Below are 17,347 nucleotides of genomic sequence, written 5' to 3' on the forward strand. Positions count from 1 at the left end.
ATCATTTATTTTCTTTTTTAAAATCAATCAATAAACTATTTTTGCGTAACAAATTAAAATAACAAACCATGAGTGTTTTAGTAAATAAGGAATCAAAAATTATTGTACAAGGTTTTACTGGTAGTGAAGGAACTTTTCACGCAGGTCAAATGATAGACTACGGAACTAACGTTGTAGGTGGTGTTACTCCTGGAAAAGGAGGGCAAGAACACTTAGGTAAACCTGTTTTTAATACAGTTGTTGAAGCTGTTGAAAAAGTAGGAGCAGATACTTCAATTATTTTTGTACCACCAGCATTTGCTGCAGACGCTATTATGGAATCTGCAGATGCAGGAATTAAAGTAATCATTTGTATTACAGAAGGAATTCCTACTGCAGACATGGTAAAAGTAAAAGCATATATTGATAATAAAGATTGTAGATTAGTTGGTCCTAACTGCCCAGGAGTAATTACTCCAGATGAAGCTAAAGTTGGTATTATGCCAGGATTTATCTTTAAAAAAGGTAGAGTAGGTATTGTATCTAAATCTGGTACTTTAACTTATGAAGCTGCAGATCAGGTTGTAAAACAAGGTTTTGGTATAACTACAGCAATTGGTATTGGAGGAGATCCAATTATTGGAACTACTACTAAAGAAGCTGTTGAATTATTAATGAATGATCCAGAAACTGAAGCAATTGTTATGATTGGTGAAATAGGTGGTAATTTAGAAGCTGAAGCAGCACAATGGATTAAAGCAGATGGAAATAGAAAACCAGTAGTTGGTTTTATTGCAGGACAAACTGCACCAGCGGGTAGAACAATGGGACATGCTGGAGCAATTGTTGGTGGAGCTGATGATACTGCACAAGCAAAAATGAAAATTTTAGCAGAAAACGGTGTTCACGTTGTGAGTTCTCCTGCAAAAATTGGAGAAATGGTTGCGAATGTTTTAAAATAAATTTAAAAACATTAAATAACTGTTAAAGTTTTAAAATAAATCTTATATAAATCCGTTGAATTCGTAAATTCGACGGATTTTTTTATTCAACTCAACTCAAATAATTATGAAACATTTTAAATTACTTGCTTTAAGCTTGTTAGTAGTTTCAGCTATTAGTTGTACAACTAATACTGAAAAAAGTTATGAGGTAGCATCACAAAAAGATGCAAATGGAATTACTTATGAAACAGTAGAAAACGACCCAACAGGTTTGCGTTTATATACTTTAGATAACGGTTTAAAAGTTTACTTAAGTAAAAATTCTGATGAACCTAAAATTCAAACTTTTATAGCTGTTAGAGCTGGTTCTAATTATGACCCAAAAGAATCTACTGGTTTAGCTCATTATTTAGAGCATATGGTGTTTAAAGGAACTCATAAGATAGGTACTGCAGATTGGGAAAAAGAAAAAGTTTATTTAGATAAGATTTCTAAATTATATGAACAACATAGAGCAGAAAAAGATACAGCTAAAAAATTAGCTTTGTATAAAGAAATTGATAAAATATCTTTAGAAGCTTCTAATTTTTCTATAGCAAATGAATATGATAAAATGACTGCTTCTTTAGGTGCAACTGGTACAAATGCTCATACTTGGTTTGAAGAAACTGTTTATAAGAATAAAATTCCTGCAAATGAATTAAATAAATGGTTATCTGTAGAATCAGAACGTTTTAGTACTTTAGTATTACGTTTATTTCATACTGAATTAGAAGCTGTTTTTGAAGAGTTTAATAGAGGACAGGATAATGATTTTAGAAAACGATATGCTGCAATGTTAAAAGGTTTATTTCCTAAACATCCTTATGGTCAGCAATCTACTATTGGAACTGCAGAACATCTTAAAAACCCTTCTATGGTAGATATTCATAATTATTTTAATAAATATTATGTACCAAATAATATGGCGGTAGTTTTGGTTGGAGATTTTGAATTTGATACAACTATAAAACAAGTTAATGAAGCTTTCGGTAAGTTTAAGAGAAAAGAATTAACTCATCCTGTTTTACCAAAGGAAGAAGTAATTACTGCTCCAATAATAAATGAGGTTTTTGGACCAACTTCAGAAAGTATTTCAATCGCGTACCGTTCTGGTGGTGTTAATACTGTAGATGAAAAATTTGTTACTCTAGTAGATATGATTATGGCTAATGGTAATGCTGGTTTAATTGATTTAAATTTAAATCAAAAACAAGTAGTACAAAGAGCAAGTTGCTCTCCAACATTTTTAAATGACTATGGATATCATACATTTACAGGAAACCCAAAAACTGGTCAATCTTTAGATGAAGTAAAAGATTTGTTATTAGAACAAGTAGAAAAATTAAAAAAAGGTGAATTTGATGAATGGATGATAGAAGCTGTTGTAAATGATTTAAAATTAAGTCGAACTCGTCAATATGAAAACAACACTGCTTTAGCAAGTGCTTATTTTAATGCTTTTATTCACCATGAAAACTGGAATAATAAAGTTAAGTTTTTAGATGATTTAAAGAAAATTACGAAACAAGAATTAGCAGATTTTGCAAATGGATTTTATAAAGAAAACTACGTAATAACTTATAAAAGAAAAGGAGAAGATAAAAATATAGTTAAAGTGTCTAATCCAGGTATTACACCAGTAAACTTAAATAGAGGTAAAAGTTCTGATTTTATTACTGAATTTAATAAAATTGAGTCTGAGCCATTACAGCCTAAATTTGTAGATTATAAAACAGCTATTAAAGAAACTAAAACTAAAAATGGTATTAAAGTTTCTTATGTTTTAAATGAAAATAATGATTTGTTTGATATGAACATTATTTTTGATATGGGAAGTGATAATGATAAAAAATTATCTTTAGCTGCAGGTTATCTAGAATACATTGGTACAGAAAAATATACTAATGAAGCACTTAAAAAAGAATTTTATAAGTTAGGAATTTCTTATTATGTAAGTGCAGGTACAGATAAAACTTACTTTGGTTTAAATGGTTTAAAAGAAAATTTACCTAAAGGATTAGAATTATTAGAGCAACTTTGGGATAATGCAAAAGCAGATCAAGAAGCTTATGATAAATATGTAGAAAAAATTTATAAAGGTCGTCAGGATGGAAAACTTCAAAAAGGAAACATCCTTTTTACAGGTTTAATGAATTATGGTAAATATGGAGAGAATTCACGATTAAGAGACATCATGCAAATTGATGAACTTAAAGCCATTAATCCTGAAGAGTTAGTAGCTCTAATAAAGGATATGAAAAATTACAAGCACAGAATATTTTATTACGGTAAAGATGTTGAGAAGGCTGTTGCAGCTTTAGATGTAAATCATAAAGTTTATGGAGAATTAAAAGAATATCCAGTTGCAAAAGAATATAAAGAAACTGAAACAGGTGGGAATGTGTTTTTTACAGACTACGATATGGTTCAAACTGAGATGATGTTTTTAGCTAAAGGAGATCCTTTTAAAGCAGAAAATATGGCAGCGTCAACTTTATTTAACACTTATTTTGGAAGTGGTTTATCTTCAATTGTATTTCAAGAAATTAGAGAGTCTAAATCTTTAGCTTATTCTGCATTTGCTTCATATAGTAATGCAAATAAAAAAGATTCGCCTAATTATGTTATGGCTTATGTAGGTACACAAGCAAATAAATTAGAGCAAGCGGTAGATGCTATGATGGATTTAATGAATAATATGCCAGAAGCTGATAAGCAATTTCAGGCAGCAAAAGAATCTACATTAAAAAAATTAGCAGCACAAAGAATTACAAAATCTAGTATTTTCTGGAATTATGAAAGATTACAAGATTTAGGGATAGATAATGACAATAGAGAAGAAATGTACAATACTATTAAAAATATGACAATGAAAGATTTAAAGTCATTTTTTGATAAAAATGTTAAAGGTGAATCTTACAATGTTATGGTAATAGGAAATAAAAAAGATTTAAATGTAAAATCACTTAAAAAACTTGGTAAAATTAAAGAGTTAGAAGTAGATTATTTATTTAATTATATAGATAAAAAACCTGTAAAACAATAGAAATCAATACTATTAATTTAAAGAAACTCGTAAAGCTATAATTACTTTACGAGTTTTTTTATTTTAGTATCTTTGAAGCTTTAAAAAAAACAACTAAAAAATGAAATTATTAGAAAATAAATCAGCTATTATAACTGGTGCTACAAGAGGTATTGGACGTGGTATTGCAATAGAATTTGCAAAACAAGGAGCTAATATTGCATTTACATATAGCTCTTCTGTTGATGCCGCAAACGCTTTAGAAGCAGAGCTAAAAGCTTTTGGTGTTTCTGCTAAAGGATATCAATCTAATGCTGCAGATTTTGATGCTGCACAAGAGTTGGCTAAAGAAGTTTTAAAAGAATTTGGTTCTATAGATGTATTAATAAATAATGCAGGTATTACTAAAGATAATTTACTTATGCGAATATCTGAAGATGATTTCGATAAAGTAATAGAAGTTAATTTAAAGTCGGTTTTTAATTTAACAAAAGCTGTTATTAGACCTATGATGAAACAAAGAGCTGGTTCTATTATTAATATGAGTTCTGTAGTTGGATTAAAAGGTAATGCTGGTCAAACAAATTATGCAGCTTCAAAAGCTGGTATTGTTGGTTTTTCTAAATCTGTTGCTTTAGAATTGGGTTCAAGAAATATTAGATCTAACGTAGTTGCTCCAGGTTTTATAGAAACTGAAATGACAGCAAAATTAGACGAAAAAGTTGTTGAAGGATGGCGTAATGACATTCCTTTAAAACGAGGTGGAACTCCAGAAGATATTGCAAATGCTTGTGTGTTTTTAGCTTCAGATATGAGTGCATATATTACAGGGCAAACTCTATCTGTAGATGGAGGAATGTTAACTTAATAAATAACAGATTATTGTAGTTTAATATAGGTAGTTTTTATTCATCTGTACTTTTTTGTAAATCATCTAAAGCAAATTATTACTTGTCTAAAATTATATTTCTTCATTATATTGATCACTATTTTTGTAGTGTTAAATAGAAATATTATGGAAACTATACATTTATCTACAATGCAAAAAAAGTTTTAAAAGCAATAAATGAAGAGCATTTAACTAGCTTTCAAATTTTTAATAGAATTACAAGTGCTTCTTTAATAATTGCTGTTTATATTGTTATTGATGAACTTAAAAATATGGGTTTCTTAGATAGTTATATAAAAAAAGGACTTATGTATCATTTTGTAGTAAAAAAATGATATTCTAAAAATAAATAAATAAATAAATAAAACCTGCAATTTTAACGTTGCAGGTTTTTTGTTTAAATCTCTTTATTAAATAAAAAAATATAATCGATAATTTTACTTTTAGAGAACATTAATACTTTATTTTATGCTATTCTAAATGTAACAAACATTATTATATTAAAATAAAATAGCTTTTAATGCTTTATATTTTGTTCTACCAACTGGTAGAATTTCTCCACTCAGTAACTCAACTGCATATTGACTGCCTGTTTTTACAATTATTTCTTTAATTTTAATTGTTTTAACTAAATATGATTTATGAATACGTTCAAAAGATTTTGGCAATAATTGTGAAAGTTTTTCAAGCGATTTATCGTGCAATTCTTTTTGACCGTTATTTAAATAAAGTTCTGTATAAACTCCAGCTCCTTTTATATACTGTACATCATCAATATTTACTAGTTTAATTCCTCCACGTTTTTTAACCGCTAAAAATTGTAAATTTTCATTGCTTACTTCTTCTTTTTTTACAACTCTATTAAAAGCAATTTCAATACGTTCTTTATTAAAAGGTTTTGGTACAAAATCTAAAACTCCAAATTCAAATGCTTTTAGAGCTTCTTCTTTATTTGCAGAAATAATTATAGTGTGAAAAGAACCTGAAACAGTTTCACTAAGAACATCAAACCCATTTTCACCATTTAGATTTAAGTCTAATAGAACTAAATCTAATGCATTTTTTTATAAATTCCAACCCTTCAGATAAAGACTGTACTGAAGTAATGCTTTGTAAAGTGTTTAAAAAAACTCTTTGGTCATTCTTTCTACACGTTTTGCAATTCTAATCTCGTCTTCTATTATTAATATTTTCATATTTATTTCTGAATTGTAATTGTATTTTTCCAACCATAATTAGCCGTTTCTGAGGTAAAAGCCCAATTTTTGCCATAACTTTCTGTTAAACGAGCTTTTATATATTTAAAACCTGTTCCGTCTGATGTGTTTTTTTGTTTATTTCTAATTTTTCCAAAGGTTAAAAATGTATATTCTTGTTTTTCTTTTGTAGTATTGGCAATGAGTTTAAAACGAAGTATATTTTTATACGAAGGCAAACAATGTGTAATACTATTTTCTAGTAAAGTGTGAATAACTGCTGGCGGAATAACTTGTTTTACATTTTTATCAATCCCTTCATCTTCCCAAACATAATCGATTTCTTTTCTGTATTTCATAATACTAATATGGCTTTTGCATAATTCAATTTCTTGGGAAATCGGAATTAAAGTTTCATTTTCAAATTGATTTAACAAATCAAACTCAATCGCCAAAGCTTCAATAAAAAGAACGCCTTTATCTGGTGCTTCTTCAACCCAATCAATTAAAGAAGTTAATGTGTTCATTAAAAAATGTGGTTGAATGCTTTTTTTAAGAAGTTCTAATTTTAATCGAGTTGATTGAACTAAAGAATTTTCATAAGCAATTCGCTGTTCTTTTGTGCGTAAAGAAAGTATATAAAACATTCCTAAAAGAATAAAACTAAACCCAATGTGTATACTAATATCAAAGTTTATGTATTGATGAAAATACATACTTATAAGTAATGAAATTAATACAATTTTTGCTCCATTCATTTTTTTATCACACCAAAAATTACATTTGCTAAAGAAACAGACCACATAAATACGATCATGTTGTAAGCAGTAGAGTCATGGTTTTCGTGCTCTCTTATAAAAATAAAAGTAAGTATTGCTAAATATAAGAATAAGATCTTGGTTCTTTTTGGAAACTTAAATTGTAATGAAAAATAGACCGGTGTCAATATTGAAATTAAAAAAGTAATAATCCCGATAATTTCAAGTCTTGTATGATGATAACTGTAATGAATGTTAATATATGATCTCATATACTCAAATAGAATTAGTAGAAAGAATAAAAAACAGTTGACACTGAAAATTAAAGTTGCATAATTTTTACGATTACTTATAAAAAGTAAAAATAAATACAGAGCTGCCATTAAAAATGCACCAGCAAAAATGTGAATAAAAACCATTTCTTTAATTTCTCCTTGTAGAATTTGATCATAATTTGAAATATAGTAGTAAAAATGGAGATTGAAATCTAAGTGAAAATGAATGCTTTTTCTGATCACTAATTTATGATTTCCTTTAGTTGATAAAGTTCTTGGAATCATAAATGCGGAAACCATTCCACTTTTTTTATCTGAATTTAAGGAGTTTTTAGGATCTCCATTTTTACCAATCAATACACCATCCCAAAAAACTTCGTATTCACCATGTTGATTTATAACAATTCCATATAAACTTAATTCCTCTGGTTCTTTAAGAATTTCCACATCTGTTCTAGACCAAAAGATTTGATCTTCAATTATTTCAACTTCATCTTTCCACAAAGAATCATTTATTGTAGCATTTTTCCAAGACAGATTATCACCTAATCGATACATTGTTTTTCCTCGCTTAAATGAATTAGACTTTTCACCATTATCAAAATAGTTTCTTTCTGAACAAGAAATGAATAGAATACTAGCTAAAAAGACAATAAGTATTTGCGTGTGTATTGTTTTCATGTTGTAAAATTGATTTATAACAAAACTAAGATAAAATTAAGACAACAATGAGCAGTTCATAAAAGCATAGAGTCGTTCACATATAAAATAATTAACAAAGGATATATTTATTAGAGATTTGTTTCAAATTAAAATATATAATATGAAATCAATAATTGTTTATTTTGGAAGCTTGTTATTAAGCATCTCTGCTTTTTCTCAAAATTCACAAAAAATAGGAACTATACAAGGGAAAGTTGTAAGTTCAACTAATGAAACACTTCCTTTTGCGTCAGTAATTTTAAAAGATAGCAATCAAAAACTAGTTGAAGGTCTAGTAACAGATGAAAATGGAGCTTTTGTATTTTCTAAAGTTGCTATTGGATCTTACAATTTAGAAATCCAATATATTGGTTTTGTTTCTGACTTTAGAAAAGTATCAATTAGTAAAGTAAATAGAAAAATAAACTTAAATTCAATTCAATTAAAAGAAGATGCAACAGCTTTAGATGAAGTTGTAATTCAAGCAGAAAAATCTGAAGTAACTTTAAAATTAGGAAAAAAGGTATTTAATGTTGGTAAAGATTTAAGTTCACAGAATGGTTCTGCTATAGATGTTTTAGGAAATGTTCCTTCAGTAAATGTAAGTCCAACTGGTGTTATTAGTTTAAGAGGAAACTCTAATGTACAAGTTATGATAAACGGACGAAGATCTGCCTTAACACAATCGCAAGCTTTAGATCAAATTTCTTCTGATGCTATTGAAAGCATTGAAGTTATTACAAACCCTTCTGCAAAGTTTGACGCTTCAGGTTCTTCAGGTATTATCAATATCATTTTAAAGAAAAATAGAAAATCTGGTATGAATGGTCAAGTTAGATTAGTTGCTGGGATTCCAGATGATTATAGAGCTTTTGGAAACATAAATTATAAAGCGAATAAGTTTAATTTTTTTACAAATTTTGGAATTCGTTATACAGATTATGAAGGTACTTATACCAAACAACAATCAACAGAAAATAATGGAATAATCACTTTCTTAAATCAAAATGAAGATGAAAATAGGCACGATGATGGTAAAATGTATTATATAGGAACAGATTATTCTTTTAATGATAAAAACATGGTTACTGTTGCTTTTTATAGAAACGAAACTGAAGATACAGATGTAACATATTTAAATTATGATTTCTCAAATTCTGATACAAAAACACAATCATTATTTACAATAGGTAACTCTAAAGAAAAACGTAATTACAATCAAATTGAAGCAAATTACACAAAAACATTTGATAAAAAGGGGCGACTTTTTACAATGGATTTTCAGTATGATTTTTGGAACAGCGAAAAAAATGGGGTTTAATTACTAATGAAACATTTCCTACAAATACAAATGAAACGACTATACAAACAAAAGGAACAGGAGAAACAAACGATTTAGCTTTTCAAACAGATTATAAAACTCCAATAAATGAATCTATAAATTTAGAAGGTGGAGCAAAGTTTGAAAGTAGAAATATTTCTAATTATTTTTTGGCGGAACAGTTGGTAAATAATAAATTTGAAACGATTGATAATATAGACAATACGCTAAAGTATAATGAAAAAATTACTTCTAGTTATATACAATTAAACGGAAAAAAGAATAAAATAAGCTATCAATTTGGTTTGCGATTAGAAAATACAGATATTTCTATTGATGCCTCAGATAATTCTTTAAATTCTAAAAACACTTATATAAATTTATTTCCTTCAGCTACTTTTGGGTATGAGTTTAAAGAAAATTTGAGAGGACAACTAAGTTATAGCAAAAGAATTAGCAGACCATCTTTATGGTTTTTGAGTCCGTTTTATGAATTGAAAGATTTTACGGCTCGATTTACAGGAAACCCAAATTTAAAACCAACGTATTCAGATGCTTTTGAGGTTTCATTTGTTTATAATATAAATAAGCTAAGATTGAGCCCATCTGTATATTATTTAAACTCTAAAGATGTAATTCAGTTTGAAACAAGAAAAAACGGGAACGATGTTTTTATACAGTCTCCAATTAATTTAGATAAAGAAAAACGATATGGATTTGAGTTGTCTGCATCTTTTAGTCCTTTAAAATGGTTGCGTTTAAATAGTGATTTTAATTTATTTTCTTACAAGCAAAACGGAATTATTGATGAAAAAGATGCTGCTTTTTCTGATGAAACTTGGTTTGTAAATTTCACAACAAATATTAAAATATCTAATACAACTAGAATGCAAACTAGTTTTTATTATAGAGGAGAACAAAGTAATGCTCAAATTACTACAGAACCAATAAAAAGATTAAATTTTGGAATAAGTAAAAACATTTTAAAAAATAAAGGAAGTATTATTTTTAATGCATCAAATATTTTAAATTCTCAAATTGATAAACAACAAATTACAGGATTAAATTATAAAATCTATCAAGAAAGAAGCAGAAATGCACAACGTTTTTCTTTGAGTTTTGTATATAAATTTAATCAAAAATCATCTGATAAAAATAGAAGAGCAAATAGAAGTAACCGTAATTAAATATCGATACCTAAATTAGTTTTAAACCTACAGCAATTATGTTGTAGGTTTTCTTTTTTTAACATGAATTATAAAAAGATAATTATTAGATTTACGATTATAAAATTTATCCTTGCAAACAACCACAATTATATATTTTTTTGGAGCTATACTTTTTAGTCTAGGAGTATCTTGGTTATTATATTTTTATAAATCTAAAGAACTTAAGAAAATTGATTATTTTCTATTTAGTCTAAGAGCAATAAGTACATTTTTATTGTTACTACTATTAATAAACCCAAAGATAGAAAAGATTGAAACAGAAAACGAAAAACCAACTTTAGCACTCTTAATTGATAATTCTAAATCTATAAAATATTTTAAGGAAGTAGAAAATGTAGAGAAATTAGTTTCAGAAATACATAAAGACAATTCTTTAAACAAAAAATTTACTATAGATAATTTTACTTTTGGAGAACATTTAAAAGTCTTAGATAGTTTAACTTTTTTAGAAAACGAGACTAATATTTCAAAAACAATAAAAGACTTAAATGAGTTAAATAAAGATAAAATTGCACCAATATTTTTAATTACAGATGGCAATCAAACTATTGGGGAAGATTATGAATATTTAAATTCTAAACAACCAATTTATCCAATAGTAATTGGAGATACCGCAAAATATGTTGATGTAAAAATTACACAACTTAATGTAAATAAATATAGTTACATTAAAAATAAATTTCCAGTAGAAGCAATATTGAATTATGAAGGGATAAAAAAAGTTAACACACTATTTTCTATTTTCTATAAAGGAAAAGTGGTTTTTAAAAAGGAAATTTCTTTTTCTGCAGATAATAATTTTAAAACCGTAAATGCCAATTTAACATCTACTAAAGAAGGTTTGCAATATTATTCTGCAACTTTAAGAAAAATTGATAATGAAAAAAATATAACAAATAATAAAAGAAATTTTTCGGTAGAAGTTATAGATGAACAAACTAAGGTGCTAATTTTAAGTTCTATTTTACACCCAGATTTAGGTCTTTTAAAGAAATCTATTGAAAGCAATAAACAACGCTCTGTAGATGTTTTTTTAATAAATAAATTTAAAAAAAATATTAATGATTATCAGTTAGTTGTATTATATCAATTAAATAATAAATTTAATAAGATAGCAAGTGTTTTAAAACAAAACAACAGCAATTATTTGATAATTTCTGGCACAAATACTGACTGGAGTTTTACAAATAAACTAAAACTAGGATTTAGAAAAAATGCTATAAATCAAACAGAAAATTATGGAGCTATCTATAATGATAGGTTTTTAACTTTTTTACAAGAGGATATTGGGTTCTCTAATTATCCGCCATTAAAAGATAAATTTGGAGAAATCATTTTTTCAAAAAAACATGAAACATTATTATATCAAAATATTAATGGAGTTCAAACGAAACAACCTTTGTTATCAACTTTTGATATTAACAATCAAAAATCGGCAGTTTTATTTGGAGAAGGAATTTGGAAATGGAGATCTAATAGCTTCTTAAGTTCGAATTCTTTTGAAGAATTCGATAAATTTATTGGTAGTTTAGTACAGTTTTTAGCTTCAAACAAAAAAAGAGATAGATTAGAAGTAAATTCTGATAATATTTATCCAGCAAATTCAACAATAAATATTTCTGCTTTTTATACGGATAAGAATTATCAATTCGATTCTAGAGCTTCTTTAGAAATAGCAATTACCAACAAAGAATCTAAAGTTGTAACAAAATTTCCTTTTTCTTTAGTTAACAATTCTTATCAGGTAGAACTAGAGAATTTATTATCAGGAGAATATTCTTTTAGGGTAAGTGTATTAGATCAAAAAATAGAGAAGTTTGGGCGGTTTAAAATATCTAACGATCATATAGAAGAACATTTTACAAATGCAAATGTAGAGAAGCTACATAAATTAGCCATTAAAAGCGGAGGGAAGCTATTTTATATAAATCAGTTAAATGATTTAACTAAAGAACTTTTAGAAAATGAGACTTATTATACCATCCAAAAATCTAAATTAAAACAGCAAACGCTAATAGATTGGAAGTGGTTATTATTTATAATTATAATTTTATTTTCTTCTGAATGGTTTATTAGAAAATACTATGGTAAAATTTAGATTAGCAATAGAAATTGTTAGTTTTATTCTTTAAAAAAATAGAAATTTGATGAACTAAAAAATCAAATATGAAATTTCACACAAGAAAATGGGTAAAACCAGAAGATTTAAACCCAAACGGAACCTTATTTGGAGGTAGACTTTTGCAATGGATAGACGAAGAACTTGGTATTTATGCAATTATACAGTTAGAAATACCAAGAACAGTAACCAAATACATGTCTGAAATAGATTTTGTAAGTTCTGCTAAACAAGGAGATATTATAGAAATTGGAATGGAGGTTTTAGCTTTTGGAAATTCATCAATTACACTAAAATGTGAAGTTAGAAATAAATTAACTCATAAAGTAATTATAGTGTTAGATAAGATTGTTATGGTATCTTTAGATGAATATGGAATGCCCAAAAAACATGGAAAGACTAAGGTTGAATATGTTAAAGATAGACTAAAAGATAAATAATAATTGTAAATTTGATAAAATTTTAAAACAATATAAATGGCAAATAATCAAATGGAATTAAATTTTCCAAAAGGCGGTGTTTTTCTAGTAGTAATTGTAGTTGCAGTTATTATTTTATTTTCTAAAGCTACTGTTACAATAGGACCTGGAGAGGGAGGTGTTATATTTGAAACTCTTGGAGATGGTATAAATACTGATAAAACCTATGGAGAAGGCTTTCATATTGTATCTCCTTGGAATAAAATGATTGTGAGAAAAGTACGTCAGCAATCTGTTTCTGATGAAATGAATGTGCTTTCTGTAAATGGATTAGAAGTTAAAGTTAATGGTACAATTTGGTATGAGCCAGAATTTAGTAACCTTGGAAATCTTATAAAAACGAAAGGTGAAGATTATGAACGTGAATTATTAGACCCAGCTATTAATGCAGCTGCTAGAAGTGTTGTAGGACGTTATACTCCAGAACAACTATATTCTAGTAAAAGAGATGTAATTGAGCAAGAAATTTTAGAAGAAGTGCAAACTGTATTAAAAGATCAATTTTTAATCGTAAAAAGAGTTCTAGTAGAAGATGTAAAATTACCAACTACAATTAGAACTGCAATTGAAACTAAATTAAAACAAGAGCAAGAATCTTTAGAATATGAATTTAGATTAGCTAAAGCTAAAAAAGAAGCAGAAAGACAAAAAATTGATGCTGAAGGAAAAGCAGTTGCAAATAAAATATTAAGTGCATCTTTAACTGATAAAATTCTTCAAGAAAAAGGGATTGAAGCTACTTTAGAGTTATCAAAATCACCAAATAGTAAAGTGGTTTTAATTGGAGCAGGTAAATCTGGTATGCCAATTATTTTAGGAAATCAATAATAAATTTTCTCTTAAATAAATAAAAAAATCTAGCAAATAGCTAGATTTTTTTATTTACAAAATTTCTTCTAACTCCTTAAAATTAGAAATAACAGCATCGGCATATTTAAGAGTTTGATCTTCTGCCATCGGATTCCTATAACCAAAAACATAAATACCAGCATCATTTGCAGCTTTAATACCATTATCAGAATCTTCAATAACAATACAGTTTTCTTTTGCGGTTTTACCTAAAATAGCTGCTTTTTCAAAAATTTCTGGATGTGGCTTAGAAGCTGTTAAATCGGCACCACTTATTTTAGCAGAAAAATAAGAGTTTAAATTAAATCGATTAAAAACTCTATCTATATTTACCATTGCAGAAGATGATGCTAAAATTAAAGTATAGCCTTTGTTATAAGATGCTTTAATAAGGTTTTCGACACCATTAACTAGATGTAAAGTTGGGTCATTTTCGAAAAAACTAACATATCTCTTTCTTTTATTTAACACCAGATCTTCTGGTTTTAAATCTAAATTAAAATGCTTTACAAGTCTTTGAAATGCATTAATAGTTGAAGAACCTGTTAAGGTTTTGTAAAGTTCATCAGAAACTTTAACTCCAATTGAATTAAAAGTTTCATTATACGCTTTTTTATGAATTTCTTCTGAGTTCTATGATAACACCGTCCATATCAAAAATGATACATTTTACATCTTTAGGTAATTTCATTTTTAAATAAAATTATTAATTGCATTTAAAATATTTTCTATAATTAAGTATAAAAATAAACATGCAATTATAGCAATGAATATTAAATAAATTATTTTTTTTACCGATTTAGATTTACCAATTTTTTTAATAGACCTAATTAAACCTATCAAAGAAAATATCATAATAATTATTGTTAAAACACCGATTATTGTAGAAATAACATAAAAATTAGAGTCATTAAATTGATAGCTTAAAATACCAACTAAAATAAAAAGAGATAAAGTTATTATTGATAACTTTATTTTGAAGTCGGTTTTAAATTTAAATTTTTTCATTTGGGGGAATTTGAATTATTATAAAAATTTATTTTTTATTTCAATAGTTGGCAACATACAACTTTCTTTTTTACCAAACCATTTATAACGATTTTTTGCAATATAATCATAAAAAATATTTCTTACTTGTTCTGGAATTAACCAAAATATTTTGGTCAAATACCAAATACCACCAAAGTGTTCCATAATTTTTAAAGCAGCAGTAGCTTTTATTTCATAAGAAATACCGGGTTCGTAAAGAATTATAGAATCTATTTTGGTAAGATCTATTTTTAATTCTTTAGTAATTTTCTTTCCAATTTCAGATTGTAAAGAAGTAAAAATAAATAAATTTTTTTATCGTATTTAATAATTCTTAAAACAGAATTATTACAAAAATTACAGATACCATCAAATAAAATTAACTTCTTATGTTTAGGCAAATCAATCATTTAATTCATAATATTTTAAATTAAAACAAAAGTACTTTAAGTTTTTTTAAAATGTTTGTAACATTTTTTTATTTCGCACGTCTTATGTTTGTATTTGATTTTACACTTGCTTTTAACATAAAATTAGTAAATGTAAACGAAAGCTATCAGTAATTTTGTTAAAAATTAACTAACCAATGATAAAAATAGAAAAATTACATAAATCTTATCCAATAGGAAAAGATTCTCTTCATGTTTTAAAAGGAATTGATTTACATATAAAAGAAGGTGAATTTGTCTCTATTATGGGGTCTTCTGGTTCTGGTAAATCTACTCTTTTAAATATTGTTGGTTTATTAGATGTTCATGATGAAGGTGATTATTATTTAAATGGTCAGCTTATTAAAGATATGAATGAAAAGAAAGCTGCTTTATTAAGAAATAAATTTTTAGGATTTATTTTTCAATCATTCAATTTAATATCATACAAAACAGCTCTAGAAAACGTAGCATTACCATTATATTATAAAGGAATGGCTAGAAAAGAACGTTTAAAGATAGCTTTAGATTATTTAGAAAAAGTAGGTTTAAAAGATTGGGCAAATCATTTACCAAACGAACTTTCTGGAGGGCAAAAACAGCGTGTTGCTATTGCTAGAGCATTAGTTACAAAACCAAAAGTTGTTTTAGCAGATGAACCTACAGGAGCATTAGATTCTACTACTACAGATTCTGTAATGGATTTATTAAAAGACATTAATAATGAAGGAATGACTGTTTTTGTAATTACTCATGAAGAAGAAGTTGCAGAACAAACAAAAAGAATTGTACGTTTAAAAGATGGTCTAATTATTAGTGATGAATATACCAAAACGTCTAAAACTGTATAATTATGTTTGATTTAGATCGTTGGAGAGAAATTTTTCAAAGTATAAGTAAAAACAAATTACGTTCTGCGTTATCTGGTTTTACAGTAGCTTTTGCAATTTTACTTTTTACATTACTTTTTGGAATTGGAAATGGTCTTCAAAATACCTTTAAAAATGAGTTTGCTAAAGATGCTATGAACTCAATTTATATGTGGTCTAATAGAACAACAAAAGCATATAAAGGAAATCAAATTGGTAGAAGAATTCAATTTAAAAATGATGATTTCTCTTATTTAAAAGAAAAATTTGGAGATAAAATACAAACGATTAGTCCTAGAATTCAAAGAACATCAGAAGTTGTTTATAAGAGTGAAAAAGATGTTTACACCATTAGAGGTGTATATCCAGAATATTATATTTTAGAATCTGCAGAAGTAACAGAAGGAAGGTTTTTAAACTATAGAGATATTAATGAAAAATCGAAAGTTGTTGTAATTGGTAAAATGGTTGAAAAAGACCTTTTTGGACAATTAAGTGCTTTTGGTAAACAAATTAATATTGGAGGTATAATTTATAAAATTATTGGAGTTTTCTCAGATCCAGGAGGAGATAGTGATGAAAGATATATTTATACACCTTTTAGTACTATGCAAAAGCTTTATGGTAATAATGATTATATAGATGAATTTGGAATTACATATAACCCAGATTTAAGTATTGATGATGCTATTTCTTTTGGTTTTAAAATGCAGAGAGAACTTAAGAAAAAACATAATGTAGACCCAAATGACCAAAGAGCAATTGGCTTAAATAACTATGCATCTGATAATAAAGAAGTTTCAGGAATGATGGTAGGTTTAGGTATATTAATCCTAGTAATCGGGTTTGGAACACTTATAGCAGGTATAGTTGGTATTAGTAATATTATGGTATACATTGTAAAAGAAAGAACTAAAGAATTAGGAATAAGAAAAGCAGTAGGCGCTACACCAAAGGCAATTGTAGCTATGATTATGCAAGAATCAATTTTTATTACTGCAATTTCAGGTTATGCTGGTTTATTATTTGGTGTAGGAATTCTTAAAGTAGTAGGGCCAAGTTTAGAAAAGTTTTTCATCTTAAACCCTGGAGTATCACAACCAGTTGTAATTGGTGCAACTGTAGTATTAATATTAGCTGGTATGATTGCAGGTTATTTACCAGCTAAAAGAGCGGCAAATATTAAACCAGTTGTAGCATTAAGCGCAGATTAA

At 27.0% G+C, this 17,347-nt stretch carries 16 protein-coding genes and 1 pseudogene; 10 read left to right on the forward strand and 7 right to left on the reverse strand.

Annotated features, from left to right (window positions below; all coding sequences use genetic code 11):
• The first annotated feature begins 68 nt into the window (after positions 1-68).
• From sucD to fabG, 3 genes are all read left to right on the forward strand, one after another.
• Positions 69-941, forward strand: coding sequence for a succinate--CoA ligase subunit alpha (sucD, locus tag N5A56_RS05840; protein WP_265724646.1), 873 nt, complete (start codon positions 69-71; stop codon positions 939-941).
• Between the two features lie 106 nt (positions 942-1,047).
• Positions 1,048-4,011: a M16 family metallopeptidase gene (locus tag N5A56_RS05845; RefSeq protein ID WP_265724647.1), complete on the forward strand. Its 2,964-nt coding sequence runs from the start codon at positions 1,048-1,050 to the stop codon at positions 4,009-4,011.
• Between the two features lie 100 nt (positions 4,012-4,111).
• Positions 4,112-4,858, forward strand: coding sequence for a 3-oxoacyl-[acyl-carrier-protein] reductase (fabG, locus tag N5A56_RS05850; protein WP_265724648.1), 747 nt, complete (start codon positions 4,112-4,114; stop codon positions 4,856-4,858).
• Positions 4,859-5,379: 521 nt separating this feature from the next.
• On the opposite strand, the gene N5A56_RS05855 is transcribed toward fabG, so the two are convergent.
• From N5A56_RS05855 to N5A56_RS05870, 4 genes and pseudogenes are all read right to left on the reverse strand, one after another.
• Entirely contained in the window at positions 5,380-5,757 is a 378-nt protein-coding gene (locus N5A56_RS05855) for a LytR/AlgR family response regulator transcription factor (protein ID WP_337994824.1), read from the reverse strand.
• A 51-nt stretch (positions 5,758-5,808) separates the two neighbouring features.
• Positions 5,809-5,880 (reverse strand): annotated as a pseudogene (locus N5A56_RS05860) (hypothetical protein); the annotation flags it as partial.
• A 197-nt stretch (positions 5,881-6,077) separates the two neighbouring features.
• A complete protein-coding gene (locus N5A56_RS05865; RefSeq protein ID WP_274270265.1) occupies positions 6,078-6,833 on the reverse strand; it encodes a histidine kinase in 756 nt (251 codons plus the stop codon).
• Positions 6,830-7,789, reverse strand: coding sequence for a hypothetical protein (locus tag N5A56_RS05870; RefSeq protein WP_274270266.1), 960 nt, complete (start codon positions 7,787-7,789; stop codon positions 6,830-6,832). The genes N5A56_RS05865 and N5A56_RS05870 overlap by 4 nt, the downstream gene beginning before the upstream one ends.
• 142 nt (positions 7,790-7,931) lie before the next feature.
• On the opposite strand from N5A56_RS05870, the gene N5A56_RS05875 reads away from it, so the two are divergent.
• The 5 genes from N5A56_RS05875 (at position 7,932) to N5A56_RS05895 (ending at position 13,786) form a co-directional block, all read left to right on the forward strand.
• Positions 7,932-9,131, forward strand: a complete 1,200-nt coding sequence (locus N5A56_RS05875; RefSeq protein ID WP_265724651.1) for a TonB-dependent receptor — start codon at positions 7,932-7,934, stop codon at positions 9,129-9,131.
• The gene (locus tag N5A56_RS05880) at positions 9,104-10,318 is read left to right on the forward strand and encodes an outer membrane beta-barrel family protein (protein ID WP_265724652.1); all 1,215 of its coding nucleotides are present in this window, start codon (positions 9,104-9,106) and stop codon (positions 10,316-10,318) included. Before N5A56_RS05875 ends, N5A56_RS05880 begins: the two co-directional genes overlap by 28 nt.
• Before the next feature lie 112 nt (positions 10,319-10,430).
• On the forward strand, positions 10,431-12,458 hold the full coding sequence (locus tag N5A56_RS05885) for a VWA domain-containing protein (RefSeq protein ID WP_265724653.1): 2,028 nt from the start codon (positions 10,431-10,433) through the stop codon (positions 12,456-12,458).
• 68 nt (positions 12,459-12,526) lie between these two features.
• Positions 12,527-12,919: an acyl-CoA thioesterase gene (locus N5A56_RS05890; protein WP_265724654.1), complete on the forward strand. Its 393-nt coding sequence runs from the start codon at positions 12,527-12,529 to the stop codon at positions 12,917-12,919.
• Positions 12,920-12,955: 36 nt separating this feature from the next.
• A complete protein-coding gene (locus N5A56_RS05895) occupies positions 12,956-13,786 on the forward strand; it encodes a prohibitin family protein (RefSeq protein WP_265724655.1) in 831 nt (276 codons plus the stop codon).
• Positions 13,787-13,840: 54 nt separating this feature from the next.
• On the opposite strand, the gene N5A56_RS05900 is transcribed toward N5A56_RS05895, so the two are convergent.
• The 3 genes from N5A56_RS05900 to N5A56_RS05910 all read right to left on the reverse strand — a co-directional run bounded on the left by N5A56_RS05900 (position 13,841) and on the right by N5A56_RS05910 (position 15,139).
• A complete protein-coding gene (locus N5A56_RS05900) occupies positions 13,841-14,428 on the reverse strand; it encodes an HAD family hydrolase (protein ID WP_337994825.1) in 588 nt (195 codons plus the stop codon).
• Positions 14,429-14,500: 72 nt separating this feature from the next.
• Positions 14,501-14,815 carry a hypothetical protein gene (locus N5A56_RS05905; protein ID WP_265724657.1) on the reverse strand — a complete coding sequence of 105 codons (315 nt, stop codon included), beginning with the start codon at positions 14,813-14,815 and terminating at the stop codon, positions 14,501-14,503.
• 18 nt (positions 14,816-14,833) lie between these two features.
• On the reverse strand, positions 14,834-15,139 hold the full coding sequence (locus N5A56_RS05910; RefSeq protein WP_337994826.1) for a thiol-disulfide oxidoreductase DCC family protein: 306 nt from the start codon (positions 15,137-15,139) through the stop codon (positions 14,834-14,836).
• 283 nt (positions 15,140-15,422) lie between these two features.
• Here N5A56_RS05910 and N5A56_RS05915 point away from each other — a divergent pair, with 283 nt between their 5' ends.
• Positions 15,423-16,115 carry an ABC transporter ATP-binding protein gene (locus N5A56_RS05915; protein ID WP_265724658.1) on the forward strand — a complete coding sequence of 231 codons (693 nt, stop codon included), beginning with the start codon at positions 15,423-15,425 and terminating at the stop codon, positions 16,113-16,115.
• A 2-nt stretch (positions 16,116-16,117) separates the two neighbouring features.
• Positions 16,118-17,347 (forward strand): ABC transporter permease, encoded by a 1,230-nt coding sequence (locus N5A56_RS05920; protein WP_265724659.1) that lies wholly within the window; start codon positions 16,118-16,120, stop codon positions 17,345-17,347.

It is taken from the genome of Polaribacter ponticola (assembly GCF_026191475.2).
In the GTDB taxonomy this organism is placed as follows: Bacteria; Bacteroidota; Bacteroidia; order Flavobacteriales; family Flavobacteriaceae; genus Polaribacter; species Polaribacter ponticola.